Below are 20,247 nucleotides of genomic sequence, written 5' to 3'. Positions count from 1 at the left end.
AGATCGGAAAGCAGACGGGCTGTCTTAGGCTTTTTCGGCAGTGCTTTGTAGGGTCGGTTTGCGGCCGCGGCGCGGCGCGGCCGGCGCGGCGCCTCAGCCGTCGATGGCCCGCGTCGACACCACGCGCATGCTCACCGCGATGAAGCCGGCCTCCTCGTAAAGCTGCAGCGCCCTTGGGTGGTCGAGCGTGTTGGTCTCGAGCGTCATCACCCGGTTGCCGATGGCGAACCCGGCAGCCAGCGCTTCGGACAGGAGATAGCGCGCAAGACCGCGGCCGCGGAACTCCGGCAGGATGCCGAAATGCACCAGCCGCGTCTCGCCTTGCTTGCGCGCCCAGTCGAGCTCGAACCAGCCGGCCGGCGCGCCGTCGGCATAAAGCACGTGCACGGCGATGCCGGCCTGGTGGATCTCGGCCGCGAGCCGCTTCTCCGGCAGAAGCCGCGAGGTCCAGTGATGATCGCGGCCGACCCGGTCGTAGAGATAGGCGTAGAACGAGGGTGGGATCTGCTTCGCCTCGGCAAGCACCAGCGACAAGCCGCCATCCGGCGCTGCCACCCGGAACCGAGGTTGCGAGCGCATCTCGAACTGGGTGACCCGGGTCTCCAGCAGGCGGACCAAGTTCATGCAGCCCCACCCGACGTGGCGACCGGTGTGTCGGAAAGGCCGCCCCATTCCGTCCACGACCCGTCGTAGAGCTTGGCATCCGTCTTGCCGACGGCGGCAAGGGCGAGGCTGATCGCCGCAGCGGTGACCCCCGACCCGCAGGAAGTGACAACGGGCCCGTCGAGGTCGATGCCGGCCTTCTCGAAGATCTGCCGCAACTCCTCCGGCGAGCGCAGCCGGCCGTTATCGGCGAGCTGTCCGAAAGGCAGGGACGTCGCCCCCGGCATGTGACCGGAGCGGACGCCGGCGCGCGGCTCGGGCACCAGCCCGGCGAACCGCTCGGCCGGGCGCGCGTCCAGGATGGCCGCATCGCCCGCCGCGACATGGCCGCGCATATCAGAAAGCGTTGCGACTGCATTGGCATCGAAGGTGGCGACGAACGTCTTCTGCGCCGGCCGTGCCGTGCCCGCCTCGGTCGGCAGTCCCGCGGCTTTCCAGGCTGGCAGGCCGCCGTCGAGCAAGCGCACGTCGCGGGCGCCGAACGTCCTCAGCATCCACCAGACCCGCGGGGCGGAGAACAGGCCGAGACCGTCGTAGACGACGATGGTGTCCGTCTCGGCGATGCCGAGCGCGCCGGCCGCGCGGGCGAAAATCTCCGCCGACGGCAGCGTGTGCGGCAGGCTTGAGGCCGGATCGACCACGGCGTCCTGGTCGAAGAAGACCGCGCCGGGAACGTGTTCCGCCTCGAATTCCGCCAAAGCCGCGCGTCCTTGCGCCGGCAGATACCAGGATGCGTCGACCACCGAGACGCCGGGACGGCCGAGCAGCGGCGCGAGCGCTTCGGGCGAGATGAGAAGCGGACTGGTCATGACATCAACTCCGGCCGTTGCCCGGGCGCTGATTCGCGTCCCGGGAGATCGATCTGACAGCAACTGGTCCGCTTGACCGCCGGGATCAAGCCTTGCAACGTCGCAACGAAAATTTCTCTTCGTCTGCCCTTGGGCGAGGCTTTCCGGCGGTGTCATCGCAACCGGCCCGGCTGCTACCGGCTAGTGTATGGAGCGCCAGCTCTCAGGCGGGCAGGGGCCCGAAGCGCAGCCGGAACCGCCGGTTCGCCTTGCCCTTCTTCTCGATCTTGCCGACATGCACCGCGCCGATCTCGCCGGTCTTCGCGACGTGCGTCCCGCCGCAAGGCTGGGCGTCCACGATTCCGTCCGGGCCGATGCAGACGAGGCGAATCCGCCCGCTGCCGCGCGGCGGCTTGACGTTGGCGGACTTGATCAGCCCGGGATCGGCGTCGAGCTCGGCATCGGTGATCCAGCGGGTGAAGACGGGATGGTTCGCGTCGATCAGCGCCATCAGCGCTGCGGTGACGGCCGCCTTGTCTGCCTCGGCATCGGGAATGTCGAAGTCGATCCGGCTCTCCGTCTCGCCCACGGCCGCGCCGGTGACGGGGTAGGGGCAAGCGACCGTGAGCAGATGGCAGGCGGTGTGCATCCGCATCAGCCGGTGACGTCTTTCCCAGTCGAGCTTCAGCGTCATGGTGTCGCCGACGGATGGGAGGGACGCATCCTCCGCCGGGATCAGCCGGATTGCGGACCGGTCGGGAGTGTAGGCGGTGTCGACGATGGCGATCTCGCGCCCGTCCGCCATCTCGATGACGCCGGTATCGCCCGGCTGGCCGCCGCCGCTGGCGAAGAAGTTGACGCGGTCGAAGACCAGGCCGTCCTCGATCCGCAGCAGCGTCGCCGTCAACTCGGCGCGGTAGGCGTCGTCCTGGTAGACCTGTTCGGTTTCCACCGGCTCAAGCCTCGTAGGGCATGTCGAATTCCGGCGCGTGCGGCTCCAGCCAGCCGGGCGTCGGCAAGCCCTTGGAGCGCAGGAATTCCGGGTTGAACAGCTTCGACTGGTAGCGGTTGCCGTAGTCGCAGAGGATGGTGACGATGGTGTGCCCCGGTCCCATCTCCTTGGCCATGCGGATAGCGCCGGCGATGTTGATGCCGGACGAGCCGCCGAGGCAGAGACCTTCCTCGCCGATCAGGTCGAAGACGATCCGCAGCGCCTCGTCATCCGGCACCTGGTAGGCGAAGTCCGGCGCAAATCCCTCGAGATTGGCGGTGATGCGGCCTTGGCCGATGCCCTCGGTGATCGACGATCCCTCGGCCTTCAACTCGCCGGAGGTATAGTAGCTGTAAAGCGATGCGCCCATCGGGTCGGCGATGCCGATCTTGATGTGGCCGGAGTGCCGCTTCAGCCCCATCGCGGTGCCCGCGAGCGTGCCGCCGGTGCCGACGGCGCAGATGAAGCCGTCGATCTCACCGCCCGTCGCCTGCCAGATCTCCTCCGCCGTGGTCACGACATGGCCATCACGGTTGGCCGTGTTGTCGAACTGGTTCGCCCAGATCGCGCCCGCCGGATGGCTCTTCGCCAGCTGCTCGGCAAGACGGCCGGAGAGTTTTACGTAGTTGTTGGGGTTGCGGTAGGGTACCGCCGGCACCTCGATCAGCTCGGCGCCCATCAGCCGCAGCGCGTCCTTCTTCTCCTGGCTCTGGGTGTCCGGGATGACGATGACGGTGCGATAGCCGAGCGCATTGGCGACGAGCGCGAGGCCGATGCCGGTATTGCCGGCGGTGCCCTCGACGATCAGCCCGCCGGGGGCGATCAGCCCCTTCTCCTCGGCGTCGCGGATGATGAACAGGCCGGCGCGGTCCTTTACCGACTGGCCGGGGTTCATGAACTCGGCCTTGCCGTAGATCTCGCAGCCGGTCTCTTCGGAGGCGCGCTTCAGCCGGATCAGCGGCGTGTTGCCGATGGCGTCGAGGACGTTGAGGTGTCGGGACATGGAGATGCGGCCTGTTGCTGACGGGTCGGCCCGGAACCTATGGCCCGGGCCGGTTCAAGGCAAGGCGGCGGGCCGGCAAATGGCTGCCGGCACAGGGTTTTCACGACCGCTCCAGGCGTCTGCAGCAGAATGCGGTGCTACGCCCGCGTCGACTGGTAGGCCTCGAGTGCCCGCTGACGCGCGCCGGCATGGTCGACGATCGGCTCGGGATAGGTCTCGCCGAGCGTCACGCCGGCCTTTTTCAGCACCGAGGCGCTCAGCGTCCAGGGCGCGTGGATGTCCTTGTCGGAGAGCTTTGCAAGCTCCGGCACGTAGCGGCGGATGTAGACGCCGGCGCTGTCGAACTTCTGTCCCTGCGCCACCGGGTTGAAGATCCGGAAGAACGGCTGCGCGTCGGCGCCCGAACCGCCGATCCACTGCCATTGCGAGGTGTTGCTGGCGATGTCGCCGTCGACCAGCGTGTCCCAGAACCAGCGCTCGCCCTCTTGCCAGTCGATCAGAAGGTCTTTGGTGAGAAACGATCCGACGATCATCCGCATCCGGTTGTGCATCCAGCCGGTCTGCCAGAGCTGGCGCATCGCCGCATCGACGATGGGATAGCCGGTCAGGCCCCTCTGCCAGGCCTTCAGGTCGGATGCCGACTTGCGCCAGGGGAACTTGTCGAACCGCGGGTTGAAGTTCTGGGTCGCGAGCGCGCCGAAATGGTAGAGCAGGTGATAGTTGAACTCGCGCCAGACCAGTTCCTTCTGGAAGGTCTCGATCGCCTTGTCGGGCACGCCCTTGCGGCGCCGCGCCGCTTCCGTCGCCCGGTGCCAGAGCGTGAACGGGGAGATCTCGCCGAAGCGCAGCCGCGGCGACATCCGCGACGTCGCGTCGTCGGCCGGTCGCTCGCGGCCATTGTGATAGTCGTCGAGAAGGTCTTCGCAGAACTCGTCGAACCGCTCGAGCGCCGCCGCCTCGCCGGGCACCCAGTCCGCCGCCATGCCGCCCGACCAGTCCGGCTTCACCGGCAGCAGCTTCCAGGCGTCGAGGTCATCGGATTTCGGCTGGTGTTTCGGCGCCAGAAGCTTCTTCGGCGCGTCGATGGGGTCGCGCGGCTCACCCGATTGCGACAGGTTGCGCCAGAACGGCGTGTAGACGCGGTAGAAGCCGCCGGTCTTGGTCTGCACGGCTTTCGGATCATGCAGCAGGTTGGCGCGGAAGCGCTGCACCTCGACGTCCTCCGGCAGCGATTCGGCGATTCCGTCGTCCAGCGCGTCGCCGCCCTGGTCGTAGCGCCGGTTGAACCAGAGCCCGGTCGCCTTGGTCTCGGCGATGACGTCCGGCACGACCTTGCCGGCCGCGCCTCGCCGCAGGATCAGCTTCCCGCCGATGCCGGCAAGGTCCTTGGCGAGCGAAGCGAGCGAGTGGTGCAGCCACCAATGATGCGCCGCGCCGAGCGGGCGGACACCTTCGCTCTCCTCGTCGAGCACATAGAGGACGACCACTGGACGACCGCTCTCGGCGGCATCGCCCAGCGCCGGGTTGTCCAGGAGGCGAAGGTCGTAGCGCAGCCAGACGACGATCGGGGAAGGGGATGTGGTCATGTCGGCACCGTCCGGATTTCGGCCAGGCGCCCGCGCGACCGTGACCGGCCCGCCGGGGGCCCTGGCGGTTTGCCGATACCCATAGCCAGCGCCGATACCCATAGCCAGCATCGTGATGGGCTGACAGCCGTTTCCACCGAAACCCGTCGCCATACCGCAGAGGTCATACCGCAGCAGAGCGTCGGGCACGCCCTTAACGGATTGTTTGAAGTCTGAAAGAAGTGGCTCCCCGAGTAGGACTCGAACCTACGACCTAGCGATTAACAGTCGCGCGCTCTACCAACTGAGCTATCGGGGAACAGTGCGTCGTCAACGCGAGGCAGCCTATAGCAAGACGAATCCGCTCTTGCAAAGCCGTATCGGCAAGAATTTCACATTTATCCCCAAACCGGCGGTTAGCCTGTGGTTTTTCGGGCGTTCTGCGTGTTGCGGAACCGACAGAGCGGCGCGCCTGTTGACCGGCCGGTCGGCAAATCGGCGGCCGGAGGGAATGGGAATGGCAACCGAGAGACGATTCTTCCGGCTCCGGGGACACCGGCTCGAGATCTTCGGTCGCGACTTCGCGCTTCCGGGATCCCGGATGGGGCGGGTGGCCATCGGGATCCTGTTCTGTCTCGGCGGCTTCCTGTGGTTCTTGCCGGTGCTCGGCCTTTGGATGCTTCCGCTCGGCCTCCTCGTCCTGTCGATCGACATCGCGCTCGTGCGCCGCTGGCGCCGCCGCCACGATGTCCGCTGGAACCGCTGGCGCCAGCGCCGCCGCCTCGCCAAGGCCGCCCGCGTCGCTGCCGCCACCGGCACGGATCCGGCCGTCAGCACGGACGAGCACAATACCTAGCCGAGGAATCCCAGGGCAGTTACCTACATCCGCAAGCGCGCGGCCTCGCAGCCGCCGCCGTCAACGGCGCAATGTTTCAGCCGTCACCGCAGAACCTCTTGCGCCGGCCGGGATGTCGCAGTAGGTACAGCGCCGGTGAGGCCTCGTGGCGGAGTGGTTACGCAGAGGACTGCAAATCCTTGCATCCCGGTTCGATTCCGGGCGAGGCCTCCACCCTTTTTTCTAGCTTTCAGAGAAGATCGCGGCAGTCAGGCGAGTAAGCTTCGCTTCTCCTGATGACGGGTTCGGCTCGTCTGAAGGTCGCAGCGTTCGCGCTAGTGCTGGGTTTGACTAACGCCGGCGCCGTCTCTCTTGTGCCCGGAAGCAGAAGGAGTTTCGGCTTCGTCTTCGGGCTTTGCAACTGCGCGTCCGATCTAATCCCTTGGCGCGCCTTGCCGCATGCAAGGTTTAGGTTGAGCAGACATCCCTGCGGGGTCGCCTCCAGGGGCCGGCTTCGGCGACTGTCGGCACAAACGAAAAAAGGCCCCGCCGTGAGGCGGAGCGCTTCTCGATGACTGCGGCTTAGGCTTACTTGGCCATATCGGCGCCGGCGCCGGTGCCCTGGCCGCCGGAGGTCGAGGACGAAACGCCGTTGACGTCGGTGGAGGCGTTGCTGTTGCCGCCCGCGGTGAGGCCGGCGCCCTTCGGCTGCGTGTTGGCGTTGACGTCCGGGGTCATGCTGCCGGTCGACATCGCGTCGGTGCCCATCATCGGCTTCTTCGCCATGTCGGCGCCGGCACCGGTGCCCTGGCCTGCGGTGGTCGACGAGGTCACGCCGTTCGGCTGCGTGGTGGCGTTGTAGTTGCTATTGGCCGGGGCCGGGGACTGGGCGAAAGCGGCGGTGGCGATCATCGAGATACCGGCGGCGATCATGAACTTCTTCATCGGATTAACCTTTGCTGTGCCGGCCTAGAGGCCGGGTCACTCCGTCTTGCGGATCGGTTAAGTAAGGGTTGACGCGGCCCTGCGTTCCGCCGAAGACAGTCTCCGATGCGCGGATCGCCTTGAAACTAAAGTGATATCGGATGTGACGGCGCTACCCCTTGCGGAACCGTGCCGACGGCTTAGCGACTTATCGTTGAGTCCATCTCTCCAATACGCATGAGCGCCCCGCGCCGGATGGCTTCAGCCTCTCAAGCGCGCACGTTTCGCTTCGTCACTTCAGCGTTTAGAAAGTCGATGCGCGAGCGGGGCTTTGGGTTGGCAAAGCGGGCGCCTTCGGAACCCGCGTCGCCGACTTTGTCGGAGGCGTTCGAGGGTGAGCCGTGTGCGTTACACCCGCGCTATCGACCTGACTCGCTGCGGCGGCTGGCAGTCGCAATCTTGCGCCGCAAGCTCGAGCACTAGATACCGGCTGTGACTGGGTTGTCGGTGCGCTGCATGGAGGCGGACGCCGCTGCCGCAGCTACGTTCCCGCGGCGCCGGTGCCGCACCAGCGCCACAGTACCGCCGGCACCGGCTTCGGGTCGGCGCCCATCTCCACGCCCGAGAGCCTCCCGACAGGCCGCGGAAGCGACCTGGGCTGGCGGCTCAACTCTCCGCGCGCGCCGCGACGGCGGCATAGCGGCGGCCGGCATAGACGAGGCCGTCACCGGATGGTCCCTCGACGATCGCGAGAACCTCGCAGAACAGCACGGCATGGGTGCCGATATCGACCGCGCTCGCAATCCGGCAGTCGAAGGTGGTCAGCGCACCCGTCAGCACCGGTGAGCCGGTCACTGCCGTCGTCCATTCCGCCTCGGCGAAGCGCTCCGCCATCGGCGTCTTGCCGCCGAACAGGTTCGACAGTCTTTCCTGGGTCGATGTCAGCGTGTTGACGCAGAGCGCGCCATTCGCCTGGAAGGCGGCCCCGACCGAGCTCTCCCGCTTGACGCAGACGAGCAGCGTCGGCGGCTGGTCGGTGACGCTGCTCACAGCCGTCGCGGTGAAGCCGGCGGGGCCGCTCGGTCCGGCCGTGGTAATGATGTGCACCGCGGCAGCGACGCTCGCCATGGCGTCGCGATAGGCCTTCTGCTCCACCACCGGGCGTTCGAGCAGGCCCATGGCCTCCGCCGTCGTCGGGGCATCGGCGATCACGGACGTGCCGGGCAGGATGAAGGGCGCAATCAAGGTCATCGTGTCGTCCATAGCCTCTGTCGGCAGCGTTTAGAATGCCCGCAGATTGTCGCGCAGCATGTCGTGCGAATAATGCGAGCGAACAAGGCCACGCTTTTGCAGCGCGGGCACCAGTCCGTCGGCGATCTCCACGAGATAGCGCCGGCTGACGCGCAGCACAGGCGTCGTAATCAGGAAGCCGTCGCCGCCGACCTCCTCCATCACCTCGCCCATCCGGACGGCCACCTGGTCGGGCGTGCCGATCAGCTCCACCGAAGAGACGACGCCGCCGGCCCCGTCGACCACCAGCTCGCGCAAGGTCTTGCCGCTGCCCCACTGCTGGAACTTGTCGAGCGTCCCCGATTCGCCGTTGGTGACGAGTTTTCCCGGCAGCGGCTTGTCGAGATCGAACTGCGCGAAGTCGATCTCGGTGATCGCCGAGAGCGAGGCGAGGATGTCGATGATGAAGTTCGGCGCGTTGATCTGGCGCGCGTGCCGCTCGTGCGCGTCCTTCTCGGTCTCGCCGACGGTCGGGGTGACGCAGAACAGCACCTTGATCTCGTCGGGGTCGCGGCCCATCGCAGCGGCCCGGGCGCGCAGGTCGGCGCGGAACGCCTTCATGCTCTCGACGCCCGAGGCGACCGAAATGATGGAATCGGCGTGCCGCGCGGCAAAGTCGCGGCCGCGCGGCGAGGCGCCGGCCTGCACGTAGACCGGGCGGCCCTGCGGCGAGGGCACGGTGTTCAGCGGCCCGCGCACCTTGAAGTGCTTGCCGACGTGGTCGATCGTGTGGACCTTGGTGTGGTCGGCATAGACGCCGGCGTCGCGGTCGAGCACGACCGCACCGGGCTCCCAGCTGGAGAACAGCTTGCCCATCACCTCCATGTACTCGTCCGCCATCTCGTAGCGGGTCTCGCGCAGCGGCAGCTTGTCGAGGCCAAAATTCTGGGCGGCGAGGTCCTCGGCGGAGGTGACGATGTTCCAGCCGAAGCGGCCCTTGGTCAGGCTGTCGATGGTGGAGGAAAGGCGCGCCATCAGGAAGGGCGGGTAGGCGAGCGTCGACATGGTGGCGACGATGCCGAGCTTCGAGGTCGCCATGCCCATCGCCACCGCCAGCGGCACCGGGTCGTGCTTCGGCACCATCATGCCGAGCCTCAACGCCGCCTCGGTCGAGCCGCCATAGCTCTGCGGCACCATCAGCTTGTCCTCGATCATGATGTAGTCGAAGCAGGCGCGCTCCAGCGTCTGCGCCATCTCGACGTAGAACGCGCCGTCCCAGGGCAGACCGCCCTGGCCGAAGGGCTCGCGCCACTCGTCCGGCGTGAAGTTCATGAACCAGGCAAGGTGGAAGCGCTTGTCGGTCATGTCAGTCCTTTACCAGGGAGAGAGGAGGGGCAGTGGGTGCTACTTGGCGACGCGCCTCGAAGCGCTGGCTGTCTCGCACGATGCGCAGCTTGGTGCAGAAGTCGGAGCAGATGCCGGCGCCGTAACGCTCCGGGGCGTGCGGATCGTGCCGCGCCTTGTCGACCGCCATCACGCGCGTGCCGAGCAGGAACGCCTCGTTGAGGTCATGCGTGACCATGACGATGGTCATCTCGTGCTCGGCCCAGAGCTCGCCGACCAAGGTGTGCATGGCCTTGCGGGTGCCGGCATCGAGCGCCCCGAAAGGCTCGTCGAGCAGCAGCACTTTCGGCCGGTTGATCAGCGCCTGTGCGATGGCGAGGCGCTGCTGCATGCCCCCGGAGAGCTGCTGCGGGTATTTTCCCGCAGCCTCGGCAAGGCCCACCCGCTGCAGCAACGCCATGGCCTCGTCCCGCAGCGCATGCCTTGCCGCGCCAAACAGGCGGCCGGTAAAGGGGGAGGCGGCCCATTGCGGACCGGTCATCACGTTGGCCAGCACCGTCCGGTGCGGGAAAACCGAGTAGCGCTGGAAGACGACGCCCCGGTCGGCCGTCGGCTCTGCCGCGATCGGCTTGCCGTCGAGCAGGATCTGCCCGCGAGTCGGACGCTCCTGCGCCAGGAGCATGCGCAGCAGCGTCGTCTTGCCGACGCCGCTCGGCCCGACGATGACCAGGAACTCGTGGTCGGCCAGGGTGAAGTTGATGTTCTCCAGGATGATCGCCGGCCCGTATTCCTTCCAGACGCCGTCGAAGCGGATTTCCGTCATCAGGCGTCCTTCAGCTCGTTCCAGGGGAAGGCCGCGCGCGACAGCTGGCGAAGCGCGAGGTCGATCAGGAAGGCGAGGAGGGTGATCCAGAAGACGTAAGGCAGGATCACGTCCATCGCGAGGTAGCGGCGGACGAGGAAGATGCGGTAGCCGAGCCCGCCCTCGGCGGTGATCGCCTCGGCGGCGATCACGTAGAGCCAGGCGGTGCCGAGCGAGAGCCGCACCGAATCGATCAGCCGCGGCATCACCTGCGGCAGCACCACGTCGAGCAGCATCTGCCACGTCGAGGCGCCGAGCGTCTGCGCCTTGACGATCTGCTCGCGCGGGATCGCCGCCACCCGCAGCACCACGTCGCGGACGAGGAATGGCGCGACGCCGAAGACGATCAGCACCATCTTCGACAACTCACCGAGGCCGAAGGCGATGAACAGGATCGGCAGCAAGGCGAGCGGCGGCACCAGCGACAGCGCCGCCAGCACCGGATCGAAGGCCGCCCGCAATTGCGGGATGAAGCCGATCGGTATGCCGAGGACGAGGCCGATCAGCGCCGAGATGCCGAGGCCCGTGCCGAGCCGGCCAAGGCTCAGCCAGGTGTCGAACCAGAACACCGGCTGGCCGATCGCCGGGTCGACCTTCGTCATCAGCCTGACGATCGCGGCATAGAAGCTGCCGAAGCTCGGCATGATCTTGTCGGCCGGCGCCACCTCGAGGCGAGCGTTCGAGGCGAGGATGTAGGCGAGGAGGATGATCAGGAAGGGCAAGGTGCCCAGCACCAGCTTCTGCATCCGGCCCGGCGGATAGTTTATGATGCGGCGCATGCGCGTGTTCCCGGCCTGCCGCTGCTAGAGCTTGCCGTCGGCCGCCATCTTCGCGAACGTCGGGTCGAAGCGCAGCTTGATGTTGTCCTTGCTGCCGAGCACCGAGCCGTCGGGCATCTCGATGCCGATCGCGTCGACGCTGTCGGCGCCTTGGCCGAACAAGCCCTGGTCGAAGCAGAAGGTGCGCACGCTGTCCCAGATCGCCTTGGTCTTGGCGTCGGTCATGAAGCTGACCGCCTCGGCCGGTGTCTTGAAGAAGTGCGTGGTCTCGACCTGGGTGGCGAGCCCGGCGACGTCGGTGCCCATGCCGGCGGCCATCGCCTCCTTGATGCCCGCCGAGTCCGGTCCTTCCATCGTCGCGAGAGCCTCGTACCAGGCGCCCGTCACCGCCTTGGCGAAGGCCGGATTGTCTTTCAGCACGTCCGTCTTGCCGATGAAGACGTCCATGATCTCGCCGGGGATCTTCGATGAGTCGAAGATGATCTCCGATCCCGCAACGCTCTTCACCATATCCGGCACCATCGGCTTCCACGTCGCTGCGGTGACCAGCTCTGGCTGCGTGAGGTAGGCCGCGGCAATCTCGGAGTCCGAGATGTTCACCGTCTTCACGTCGCCAAGGCTGAGGCCGGCCAGCGCCAGAGCGCGGTTGAGGAGGTAGTGGGAGACGCTGAACTGCAGCAGATGCACCTCCTGCCCCTTGAGGTCGGCGACCAACTTGACCGATTTCGAGACGATCGCGTCATTGCCGTTGGAGTAGTCGCCGAGCAGGAAGATCGAGGTGTCGACGCCGCCGGCGGCCGGCATCACCAGCGCGTCCATGCTGGCGACGCCGTAGGCGTCGAGATCGCCGGCGATGAACTGATTGACGCCGGAAACGTAGTCGTTGAGCAGCACGATATCGACGTCGATGCCGTACTTGTCCGCCCATTTCTTCATGACGCCGGAGCTCTTCATCCAGGCGAAGGGCATGAAGCCGACATAGATGCTGTAGCCGAGCTTGAAGCTCTTGCGCTCCTCGGCATGGCCCGCGGTGGCGGCAAGGCTCATGGCCAGAGTGAGGACGGCGGCGCGGAACAGACGTTTCATCCGGGGCTCCTGATCGACGCGCCGGCGGGTTGGCGCTATTCACCGATGGATTAATATGAGACGGTTCCCGGCGTTTGCACAGCCCAAAGAAAAGGCGTCGTATCGACATTCAAGGCATTGGTATGTTTGTTATTTACAGGCCAAAGAGTTCGAATTGTGCAGCGCATGACCAGCGGCTGCGCACCCGCCCGCAGCCAAGCGGAAGCGCGCAGGATCGGCGTTCGATGAAGGAGACTGGATGAAGACCGCGATCCGGCAGCGGCTCGACCCTGCGACCCGGTGCGCCATGATCCTCGACGAGGCGCTGCGCCAGTTTGCCGGGCGCCACTACAGCCTAGTGACCGTTCGCGATGTCGCGGAAGCCTGCGGCATTAACGCGGCGCTGATCCACTACTACTTCGAGAGCAAGGACCAGCTCTTTCGCCGGACGATCGGCCATGTCGTCGAGGGCCTTGTCGCCGGCCACGAAGCGCGGCGTGCCGGTGCGGACGACCCGAAGGGTGGCATCGACGCCTGGCTGGACATGCATGTGGAGCTGGCGCCGACCATCGGCCGCATGCTGAAGATCATGGCCGACTATGCCGCTTCCGCCGCCCGCGATGCGGCGACGGACGCGCTGATCGCCGACTTCTACCGCCGGGAGCAAGCGCTGCTCGAGGACTGCATCGGCCGCGGCGTCGCGTCCGGTCTCTTCGCCGATGTCGACGTCGCCAAGACGGCGAGGACCATCACGCTCCACCTCGATGGCATCTTCCACGCTTCCGCCAGCCGCGGCGACGACCGCATCCTGGAGGACATCGACGATCTCAGAGATCTCGTCGCGACGCTGCTGTGCGGGATGGCCTGGCGGTCACCGGGGTCCGGGGAGGCCCCACTGTCGAGGCTGGGCGAGGAGAAGCAGTCCGCCGGATCGTGACATGAAAAAAGCCCCGCCGCGGATGCGACGGAGCTTTTAAACGTAGGCGGTAGATCCAAACCGGCGCAATCTAGGTCCGCTGATCGGCGACACCAAAGCGCGGTGTTCGAGCCTCCGGCATCACACTGCGACGAGGGCGTTCACCCGGTCGCAGGATGCTCGAAGCTTAATGCTGGATGCGGCCGCGGCGGACGACGGAATCGATGTCACCGCGGATCAGACCGATGTCCCAGAGCTGCCGGTCTTCCATCTGCGACAGCAGGCTGACGGTGCGGCGGTGGGCGCGGAAGTCTTTGATGCGGTTGGCGAGGAGGGCGAACATGGTGTTGGTGTGCTTTCGGGTTCATTTGATGCTGCTTAGATACGCCGCGCGTGTGCGTAAAAGAAGAGCAAAGACTGCACGCGACTTATGCAGAAGTGGCATGGATCGCCTATTTTGTAGGCCGTTCAGATAGGCGTGCTTATAAAAACGCCAAGGCGAAGGCGTCGGCGTCGATGCCGCCAAACAGCCGCTTTCCGGCAGGCGGAAGGCTCCGTCGCACCCGCGTGGCAGGCGCCTTCCGGCGTTCCGTCTTGCACAGCCCGGGGCGGGCGACTAAGGGAGGGCATCGCTCGCAGACGGGACCGCGGACATGGATTTCGAAGCCGCTCGCATCAAGATGGTCGACAACCAGATCCGCACCACGGATGTGACCGACCTGCGCATTCTCCAGGCTTTCCTCAGCGTGCCGCGTGAGGCTTTCGTCACCGGTCCGCGCCAGCGGCTTGCCTATATCGACGGCGATCTGCCGATCGGTCCGGGCCGCTTCGTCATGGAAGCGTCGCCCTTCGCCAAGCTCCTCCAGCTGGTGCAGATCGACGGCGACGACCGGGTGCTCGATATCGGTTGCGGCACCGGATACTCGGCGGCCATCATCTCCCACCTGGCCGCAAGTGTCGTGGCGGTGGAGTCGGACGCGGGCTTGGCGTCGGCCGCGACGGCAACGCTCGCCCGCCTCGGACACGATTCGTGCCGCGTCGTCGAGGCGCCGCTCGGCAACGGGGCGGCCGATGGCGCACCCTACGACGTCATCCTTTTCGAGGGGGCCGTCGACGTGATCCCCGAGGCAATTTTCGCGCAGCTGGCGGAGGGCGGCCGGCTCGTCGCCGTCGAGGGACTGGGAAATGCTGCCGCGGCAATGCTTTACATAAAGGAGGAGGGCGTGGTGTCCGGTCGCTTCGCCTTCAACTGCAGCATCCGGCCGCTGCCAGGCTTCGAGCGCACTGCAAAATTTACATTCTAGAGTGTTTGTTTCCGGCCACACCACTCGGCCGATTCAAGTGCTAACGTGTCGCGGGGGTCGCAGCAGCGCTGCAGGGGTTAACCCGGGTTTTCCGATGGAGAATGCGGCACGATTTCCTTGCGACGCGGACACCGCAGGCCACAGGGTATATGGCTGCGGTGGCACTTTAGATCTGGAGACGTCGAGTGAAGTTTAATTCCTGGATCAAAGTCGCGCTGGCGGCGGGTACCGTGTTGGCCGGTGTTGGGAATGTAAGTGCGGAAAGCCTGACCGGTGCGCTGGCGCGTGCCTATCGCAACAATCAGGATCTGAACGTCGCGCGGGCCCAGTTGCGGGCGACCGACGAGAACGTGCCGCAGGCCAAGGGCGGCTTGCGTCCCCGGGTCACCGCCTCCGGCAGCGGTCAGCTCAATCGCTCGCGGACGACCTACGGCGACAACATCACGACGCAGCGCAACCGCGCGGACCAGATCGGCTTCGGCGTCACCGTCAGCCAGACCCTCTTCGACGGTTTCCAGACGCCTAACAACGTGCGCTCGGCCGAGGCGACGGTGAAAGCCTCGCAGCAGAACCTCGCCAACACCGAGCAGAACACGCTCTACGATGCGGCGACGGTCTATATGAACGTCCTGCGCGACCGCCAGATCGCGGCGCTGCGCCGGCAGAACCTCGCCTTCCTCAACGAGCAGGTGCGCGCCGCCAGCGCCCGCTTCGACGTCGGCGAGGGCACCCGCACCGACGTCGCGCAGGCCGAGGCCGAGCAGGCGCTGGCGACGGCGCTGCTGAACTCGGCGCTGGCTCAGGTCGCGACCAGCGAGGCCAGCTACCTGCAGATCATCGGCGATGCGCCGAACCAGCTCGATCCCGGCAAGGCGCCGAACAGCATGATGCCGAACTCGATCGTCCAGGCGCTGGCGATCTCCCAGAAAGAGCATCCGGCGATCCTCGCGACGCTCTACGCGGTCGACGCCGCGGCGTTCCAGGTGAAGTCCGCTGAAGGCCAGGCGTTGCCGACCCTCAGTCTCTCAGGTTCGGTCGACAACGACTATGCGCTGTCGGACACGACGCCCAATTCCAACAGCCTGCCGGGCGTCGACGTGACCACCAGCAACGACATGTCGGCGACGGTTGGGGCAACGCTCAGCATTCCGATCTACCAGGGTGGCATCGTCGCTTCGCAGGTCCGCCAGTACAAGGAAGTGCTGGGCCAGCGGCAGATCGAGGTCGACAGCCAGCGCGATGCGGTGCGCGCCGCCGTCGCCACCGCCTGGGCGGAACTGCAGGCCGCACGTGCCAACGTCACCGGCTACAACGCGCAGACCCGCGCCGCCCGGCTGGCGCTGAACGGCGTCATCGAGGAGCGCAATGTCGGCCAGCGCACCACGCTCGACGTCCTCAACGCGCAGGGCGACCTGATCTCGGCGCAGATCCTGCTCGTCGGCGCACAGCGCGACGAGGTGGTGGCGAGCTATGCCCTGGCCTCGGCCATCGGCCGCCTCTCGGTCACCCGCCTGAAACTCGCGGTCGCTGTCTACGAGCCGAAGCAGCACTACGAGGCGGTCAAGGACAAGTGGTCGGGCATGCGCACGCCCGACGGCCGCTAGGCCGCGCGCGCCCACCGGGGCGTATTCATCTGGTGATATCGATTGCGAAAGCCGGCCGGGGATTCTTTCCCGCCGGCTTTCGCGTTAGGCTGTTCTTCATGATTCGACCGCGTGCGGCCGTTCTCGAAGATGCAGGCAGCCCCCATGAGCAACGCGCCTTCCCTCAAAGAGCCTTCGATGGAAGAAATCCTGGCGTCGATACGCCGGATTATCGAAAGCGGCGACGAACGGCCGAAGCCTGCGGGCGACGTGCTGCATGGCCATCCTGCGCCGAGCGGCGGTGATGCCGAGATGTCGGCCGATGGCCCGGACTGGGATTTCGGCACGCTCGCCCGCGACTTCGCGCCGGCCAACGCTGATGCGCCCCGGACCGGCGCCGAGACGATGCCCGCCGTCGACGCCGAAGTGACCGCCGCGGCTGACGAGGCCTCCGCCGACGATGCCGCACCTGTCGCTGCCGCGGAGCAGCCGGCCCAGGCCGCTGATGTCGTGATCGCCGCGCCGCCATCCGAGCCGGGTTCGTCGGAGCCCGAGCCGGTCTCGCTGGACTCTTCCACCCTTCTGCGCTCGCGGTCGCGTGTGTCACGGCGCGAGCCGATGCCCCGCCGGCCCGAGCTTCCGCCGCGCGCTCTCCTGCGGGAGGGCGTCACCCGGGACGGCCTGTCGCTCGCCGGCGCTTTCGGCCGGGAGGCGTCGCCATCGTCATCGCCATTACCATCGTTGGCGGAAAGTGCCGTCAGACCCGCGATGGGCGAGGGGGAGGACGCCAAAACTTCGCCAGTGACAGCTGCGCGAGTGACAGCTCCGGCAGCTGCGCTTCCGGACGTGACGATCGTCGCCGCTGACCGGATCGTCCCCAGCACGCTGGTCGAGGCCAGCCGCTCCGCGCCCGTCGCAGCGGCTGCGCCCGAGGTTGTCGACCTGGTGGCCGGCTTCGACGAAGAGCAATTCAGTTCCGAGTTGAACCGCGCGGTCGGCCTTGGGCGGGACGCGGCTGAGGCGGCGGAGCCAGTACCATCCGCGCCTGCGCCGGAGCCCTCGGTGATCACCGCCGCGTCCTCGCTGATGTCGGAAGCCGCCGGTGCCCAGGTTGCGGCCGCCTTCGACGATCTCGCCCGGGCCATCCGCGACGGGCAGATGAAGTCGATGGAGGAAATGGCGCGCGAAATGCTGCGGCCGATGCTGCAGGAATGGCTGGACGACAACCTGCCGCGCATCGTCGAGCGGATGGTGCGCGAAGAGATCGAGCGCGTCTCGCGCGGGCCCCGCCGCTGACGCTCGGCCGCAGGATTCGTTGACACGGCGGAAAGCTTAGGCGTAACCGGGGCGACACGCCTTCCTGCTTTCCATCGGACGACATCATGATCGAGAAGACCTACGACGCCGCCAGCCTCGAGCCGCGCATCGCCGAGCGCTGGGAGGAGGCGGACGCCTTTCGCGCCGGCGCTGGCGCCAAGCCCGGTGCCGAGCCCTATTCGATCGTCATCCCGCCGCCGAACGTCACCGGCTCGCTGCACATCGGCCATGCCCTCAACAACACGCTGCAGGACGTGCTGGTCCGTTTCGAGCGGATGCGCGGCAAGAACGTCCTCTGGCAGCCGGGCATGGACCATGCCGGCATCGCGACGCAGATGGTCGTCGAGCGGCAGCTGCGCGAGCGAAAGGAGCCCGGTCGGCGGGACATGGGCCGCGAGGCCTTCGTCGAGCGGATCTGGCAGTGGAAAGAAGAGTCCGGCGGCACCATCCTCGGCCAGCTGCGCCGGCTCGGCGCCTCCTGCGACTGGTCGCGCGAGCGCTTCACCATGGACGAGGGGCTGTCGGAAGCCGTCCGCACCGTGTTCGTCGACCTCTACGAGAAGGGCCTGATCTACAAGGACAAGCGCCTCGTCAACTGGGACCCCAAGCTGCTGACGGCGATCTCGGACCTCGAGGTCGAGCAGCAGGACGTGAAGGGCCATCTCTGGCACTTCCGCTACCCGATCGACGGCGAGACCTTCGATCCGGAGAACCCCGCCACCTTCATCACCGTCGCGACGACCCGGCCGGAGACCATGCTCGGCGATACCGGCGTCGCGGTGAACGGCGAGGACGAGCGTTACCAGTCGCTCGTCGGCAAGCACGTGCGCCTGCCGCTGGTCGGCCGCCTGATCCCGATCGTCGCCGACGATTACGCCGACCCGGAGGCTGGTTCGGGCGCGGTCAAGATCACGCCCGCGCACGACTTCAACGACTTCGAGGTCGGCAAGCGGCACGATCTGGCGAAGATCAACCTGATGACGATCGAGGCCGCGATTACGCTTGCCGAGAACGAGGATTTCCTCGCCGGTCTCGACCGCACGGCCGAGCTCGACGCGACCACCGCCGCGATCCACGGTCTCGACCGCTTCGCCGCACGGGCGAAGATCGTCGAGATGATGGAGGAGGGCGGCTACCTCGCCCGGATCGAGGATCACCCGCATACGGTTCCGCACGGCGATCGCAGCGGCGTGCCGATCGAGCCCTACCTCACCGACCAGTGGTACGTCGATGCCGCGACCATGGCGAAGCCCGCCATCGCCAGCGTGCGCGAGGGCCGCACCAACTTCGTCCCGAAGAACTGGGACAAGACTTATTTCGAGTGGATGGAGAACATCCAGCCCTGGTGCATCTCGCGCCAGCTCTGGTGGGGCCACCAGATCCCGGCCTGGTACGGCCAGGACGGCAAGATCTTCGTCGCCAAGACCGAGGAGGAGGCCGTCGCCGCCGCGCTCGCGTACTACGTGACCAACGGCACGATCTCGGATGACGAGGCCCGCGCCATGGCCGCGGACCCGGCGCTGCGGGCGAACCTCATCACCCGCGACGAGGACGTGCTCGACACCTGGTTCTCCTCCGCGCTCTGGCCGTTCTCGACCATGGGCTGGCCGGAGAAGACGCCGGAGCTTGCCACCTACTACCCGACCTCGGCGCTGGTCACCGGCTTCGACATCATCTTCTTCTGGGTCGCCCGGATGATGATGATGGGCCTGCACGTGATGGGCGAGGAGCCGTTCAAGACCGTCTACGTGCACGCGCTCGTCCGCGACAAGAACGGCGCCAAGATGTCGAAGTCGAAGGGCAACGTCATCGACCCGATCGAGCTGTTCGACGAGTTCGGTGCGGACGCCGTGCGCTTCACCCTCGCCATCATGGCGGCGCAGGGCCGCGACGTGAAGCTCGATACCCAGCGCATCGCCGGCTACCGCAACTTCGGCACGAAACTCTGGAACGCGACGCGCTTCGCCGGGATGAACGGCGCAGAACATGGCGTTGCGGTCGACGGGTCGACGCTGACGCTGCAGCTGAACCGCTGGCTGATGACCGAGCTGTCGCGGACGGTCGCCGAGACCGAGAAGGCGATCGAGGCCTATCGCTTCAACGAGGCGGCGGGCGCGCTCTACCGCTTCGTCTGGAACAACTTCTGCGACTGGTATCTCGAGCTGTCGAAGCCGATCTTCCTCGGCGAGGACGAGTCGGCGAAGGAGGAGACGCGGCGCGTCACCGGCTATGTTCTGGATCGCGTCTTCGCGCTGCTGCATCCGTTCATGCCCTTCCTGACGGAGGAGCTCTGGACACTGACGGCACCGGAAGCCGCGCCGCGCGCGACGCTGCTCTGCCATGCCGATTGGCCATCGGTCGATTTCCTCGACGCGGATGCCGCGGGCGACATCAACTGGCTGATCGAGATGGTCAACGAGATCAGGTCGGTGCGCAGCGAGATGAATGTGCCGCCGGGCGCCGAGGCGGCCTTTGTCGCCGTGCAGCCGGATGATCTGCTGGCCGGGCGGCTGGCGCGCCACGATGCCTCGCTGAAGCGGCTGGCACGTCTGTCGTCGATCACGGCTGCGGACGTCGCGCCGCGGCAGTCGGCTCAGATCCTCGTCGGGGGCGCTACCTTCGCGCTGCCGCTGGAGGGCATGATCGACATCTCGGCCGAACGGGCGCGCCTCACCAAGGCACACGGCAAGGCGCTCGATGAAATGGGGCGGATCGACAAGAAGCTCGGCAACGAGCGATTCGTCGCCAACGCGCCGGACGACATCGTCGAGGAGGAGCGCCGCAAGCGCGAGGCCTATCGTCTGGAGGCCGAGAAGCTCTCGCAGGCCCTCCTGCTGCTTCAGGACGACTGACGGCCACTCCTGAAACTGTCGCATTTTCGCCACGGTCCGGCGGCGATTGGACGGCCCTTCGGCGGAAGATACCGCCGGAGGGCCGTCGGCGATTTCGGCAGGAGGAGATAGCGCAGCATCGTCAGACCTTTGACGACCTTTCCGGAATCGGTCTTGCAGGCTGCGAGACTGTGGCGAAACTGCCCTCGGCAACCGCCGGGCGCATCTCGTTCCGTTGCAAACCCCG

The 20,247-nt window shown here is 66.7% G+C and carries 18 protein-coding genes and 2 tRNA genes; 7 read left to right on the top strand and 13 right to left on the bottom strand.

Annotated features, from left to right (window positions below; genetic code table 11):
- Positions 1 to 93: 93 nt before the first annotated feature.
- The 6 genes from ACZL02_RS07880 to ACZL02_RS07855 all read right to left on the bottom strand — a co-directional run bounded on the left by ACZL02_RS07880 (position 94) and on the right by ACZL02_RS07855 (position 5,329).
- Positions 94 to 624 (bottom strand): GNAT family N-acetyltransferase, encoded by a 531-nt coding sequence (locus ACZL02_RS07880; protein ID WP_472938039.1) that lies wholly within the window; start codon positions 622 to 624, stop codon positions 94 to 96.
- The gene (gene sseA / locus ACZL02_RS07875) at positions 621 to 1,472 is read right to left on the bottom strand and encodes a 3-mercaptopyruvate sulfurtransferase (protein WP_472938038.1); all 852 of its coding nucleotides are present in this window, start codon (positions 1,470 to 1,472) and stop codon (positions 621 to 623) included. The genes ACZL02_RS07880 and sseA overlap by 4 nt, the downstream gene beginning before the upstream one ends.
- 202 nt (positions 1,473 to 1,674) lie before the next feature.
- Complete coding sequence (locus ACZL02_RS07870; protein WP_472938037.1) at positions 1,675 to 2,403, bottom strand: alanyl-tRNA editing protein; 729 nt, start codon at positions 2,401 to 2,403, stop codon at positions 1,675 to 1,677.
- 4 nt (positions 2,404 to 2,407) lie between these two features.
- A complete protein-coding gene (locus ACZL02_RS07865; protein ID WP_472938036.1) occupies positions 2,408 to 3,445 on the bottom strand; it encodes a cysteine synthase A in 1,038 nt (345 codons plus the stop codon).
- Positions 3,446 to 3,582: 137 nt separating this feature from the next.
- On the bottom strand, positions 3,583 to 5,031 hold the full coding sequence (locus ACZL02_RS07860; RefSeq protein WP_472938035.1) for a cryptochrome/photolyase family protein: 1,449 nt from the start codon (positions 5,029 to 5,031) through the stop codon (positions 3,583 to 3,585).
- 222 nt (positions 5,032 to 5,253) lie between these two features.
- Positions 5,254 to 5,329, bottom strand: a tRNA-Asn gene (locus ACZL02_RS07855).
- Between the two features lie 198 nt (positions 5,330 to 5,527).
- On the opposite strand from ACZL02_RS07855, the gene ACZL02_RS07850 reads away from it, so the two are divergent.
- Both ACZL02_RS07850 and ACZL02_RS07845 read left to right on the top strand, forming a co-directional pair.
- Entirely contained in the window at positions 5,528 to 5,866 is a 339-nt protein-coding gene (locus ACZL02_RS07850) for a hypothetical protein (protein WP_472938034.1), read from the top strand.
- Positions 5,867 to 6,005: 139 nt separating this feature from the next.
- Positions 6,006 to 6,079 (top strand) — tRNA-Cys (locus ACZL02_RS07845).
- Positions 6,080 to 6,433: 354 nt separating this feature from the next.
- Here the strand turns inward: ACZL02_RS07845 and ACZL02_RS07840 are convergent.
- From ACZL02_RS07840 to ACZL02_RS07815, 6 genes are all read right to left on the bottom strand, one after another.
- Complete coding sequence (locus ACZL02_RS07840) at positions 6,434 to 6,790, bottom strand: hypothetical protein (protein ID WP_472938033.1); 357 nt, start codon at positions 6,788 to 6,790, stop codon at positions 6,434 to 6,436.
- Between the two features lie 645 nt (positions 6,791 to 7,435).
- Positions 7,436 to 8,020, bottom strand: coding sequence for a flavin reductase (locus ACZL02_RS07835; protein ID WP_472938032.1), 585 nt, complete (start codon positions 8,018 to 8,020; stop codon positions 7,436 to 7,438).
- A gap of 30 nt (positions 8,021 to 8,050) precedes the next feature.
- Positions 8,051 to 9,364, bottom strand: a complete 1,314-nt coding sequence (locus ACZL02_RS07830; RefSeq protein WP_472938031.1) for an NtaA/DmoA family FMN-dependent monooxygenase — start codon at positions 9,362 to 9,364, stop codon at positions 8,051 to 8,053.
- 1 nt (position 9,365) lies between these two features.
- Positions 9,366 to 10,166, bottom strand: coding sequence for an ABC transporter ATP-binding protein (locus tag ACZL02_RS07825; RefSeq protein WP_472938030.1), 801 nt, complete (start codon positions 10,164 to 10,166; stop codon positions 9,366 to 9,368).
- The gene (locus ACZL02_RS07820; protein WP_472938029.1) at positions 10,166 to 10,984 is read right to left on the bottom strand and encodes an ABC transporter permease; all 819 of its coding nucleotides are present in this window, start codon (positions 10,982 to 10,984) and stop codon (positions 10,166 to 10,168) included. The genes ACZL02_RS07825 and ACZL02_RS07820 overlap by 1 nt, the downstream gene beginning before the upstream one ends.
- Before the next feature lie 24 nt (positions 10,985 to 11,008).
- On the bottom strand, positions 11,009 to 12,070 hold the full coding sequence (locus ACZL02_RS07815; protein ID WP_472938028.1) for a putative urea ABC transporter substrate-binding protein: 1,062 nt from the start codon (positions 12,068 to 12,070) through the stop codon (positions 11,009 to 11,011).
- Positions 12,071 to 12,308: 238 nt separating this feature from the next.
- Here ACZL02_RS07815 and ACZL02_RS07810 point away from each other — a divergent pair, with 238 nt between their 5' ends.
- Positions 12,309 to 12,986, top strand: coding sequence for a TetR/AcrR family transcriptional regulator (locus ACZL02_RS07810; RefSeq protein WP_472938027.1), 678 nt, complete (start codon positions 12,309 to 12,311; stop codon positions 12,984 to 12,986).
- Positions 12,987 to 13,152: 166 nt separating this feature from the next.
- Here the strand turns inward: ACZL02_RS07810 and ACZL02_RS07805 are convergent, their stop codons facing one another.
- A complete protein-coding gene (locus ACZL02_RS07805) occupies positions 13,153 to 13,308 on the bottom strand; it encodes a DUF1127 domain-containing protein (RefSeq protein ID WP_472938026.1) in 156 nt (51 codons plus the stop codon).
- A 310-nt stretch (positions 13,309 to 13,618) separates the two neighbouring features.
- Here ACZL02_RS07805 and ACZL02_RS07800 point away from each other — a divergent pair, with 310 nt between their 5' ends.
- The 4 genes from ACZL02_RS07800 (at position 13,619) to ACZL02_RS07785 (ending at position 20,021) form a co-directional block, all read left to right on the top strand.
- The gene (locus ACZL02_RS07800; RefSeq protein ID WP_472938025.1) at positions 13,619 to 14,269 is read left to right on the top strand and encodes a protein-L-isoaspartate O-methyltransferase family protein; all 651 of its coding nucleotides are present in this window, start codon (positions 13,619 to 13,621) and stop codon (positions 14,267 to 14,269) included.
- A gap of 185 nt (positions 14,270 to 14,454) precedes the next feature.
- A complete protein-coding gene (locus ACZL02_RS07795) occupies positions 14,455 to 15,873 on the top strand; it encodes a TolC family outer membrane protein (protein ID WP_472938024.1) in 1,419 nt (472 codons plus the stop codon).
- A 177-nt stretch (positions 15,874 to 16,050) separates the two neighbouring features.
- On the top strand, positions 16,051 to 17,148 hold the full coding sequence (locus ACZL02_RS07790; protein WP_472938023.1) for a PopZ family protein: 1,098 nt from the start codon (positions 16,051 to 16,053) through the stop codon (positions 17,146 to 17,148).
- Positions 17,149 to 17,234: 86 nt separating this feature from the next.
- Positions 17,235 to 20,021 (top strand): valine--tRNA ligase, encoded by a 2,787-nt coding sequence (locus ACZL02_RS07785; protein WP_472938022.1) that lies wholly within the window; start codon positions 17,235 to 17,237, stop codon positions 20,019 to 20,021.
- Positions 20,022 to 20,247 lie beyond the last annotated feature (226 nt).

It is taken from the genome of Mesocryomonas fontinalis (assembly GCF_055730125.2).
The sequence above is the reverse complement of the archived record's forward strand: the minus strand, read 5'-3'. Positions and strand labels throughout refer to the sequence as shown.

Excerpts from the sequence above, each read along its gene's own strand:
- ACZL02_RS07880 (WP_472938039.1), bottom strand. The coding sequence starts at position 624 with ATGAACTTGGTCCGCCTGCTGGAGACCCGGGTCACCCAGTTCGAGATG.
- sseA (WP_472938038.1), bottom strand. The coding sequence starts at position 1,472 with ATGACCAGTCCGCTTCTCATCTCGCCCGAAGCGCTCGCGCCGCTGCTC.
- ACZL02_RS07865 (WP_472938036.1), bottom strand. The coding sequence starts at position 3,445 with ATGTCCCGACACCTCAACGTCCTCGACGCCATCGGCAACACGCCGCTG.
- ACZL02_RS07860 (WP_472938035.1), bottom strand. The coding sequence starts at position 5,031 with ATGACCACATCCCCTTCCCCGATCGTCGTCTGGCTGCGCTACGACCTT.
- ACZL02_RS07850 (WP_472938034.1), top strand. The coding sequence starts at position 5,528 with ATGGCAACCGAGAGACGATTCTTCCGGCTCCGGGGACACCGGCTCGAG.
- ACZL02_RS07840 (WP_472938033.1), bottom strand. The coding sequence starts at position 6,790 with ATGAAGAAGTTCATGATCGCCGCCGGTATCTCGATGATCGCCACCGCC.
- ACZL02_RS07835 (WP_472938032.1), bottom strand. The coding sequence starts at position 8,020 with ATGACCTTGATTGCGCCCTTCATCCTGCCCGGCACGTCCGTGATCGCC.
- ACZL02_RS07830 (WP_472938031.1), bottom strand. The coding sequence starts at position 9,364 with ATGACCGACAAGCGCTTCCACCTTGCCTGGTTCATGAACTTCACGCCG.
- ACZL02_RS07825 (WP_472938030.1), bottom strand. The coding sequence starts at position 10,166 with ATGACGGAAATCCGCTTCGACGGCGTCTGGAAGGAATACGGGCCGGCG.
- ACZL02_RS07820 (WP_472938029.1), bottom strand. The coding sequence starts at position 10,984 with ATGCGCCGCATCATAAACTATCCGCCGGGCCGGATGCAGAAGCTGGTG.
- ACZL02_RS07815 (WP_472938028.1), bottom strand. The coding sequence starts at position 12,070 with ATGAAACGTCTGTTCCGCGCCGCCGTCCTCACTCTGGCCATGAGCCTT.
- ACZL02_RS07810 (WP_472938027.1), top strand. The coding sequence starts at position 12,309 with ATGAAGACCGCGATCCGGCAGCGGCTCGACCCTGCGACCCGGTGCGCC.
- ACZL02_RS07805 (WP_472938026.1), bottom strand. The coding sequence starts at position 13,308 with ATGTTCGCCCTCCTCGCCAACCGCATCAAAGACTTCCGCGCCCACCGC.
- ACZL02_RS07800 (WP_472938025.1), top strand. The coding sequence starts at position 13,619 with ATGGATTTCGAAGCCGCTCGCATCAAGATGGTCGACAACCAGATCCGC.
- ACZL02_RS07790 (WP_472938023.1), top strand. The coding sequence starts at position 16,051 with ATGGAAGAAATCCTGGCGTCGATACGCCGGATTATCGAAAGCGGCGAC.
- ACZL02_RS07785 (WP_472938022.1), top strand. The coding sequence starts at position 17,235 with ATGATCGAGAAGACCTACGACGCCGCCAGCCTCGAGCCGCGCATCGCC.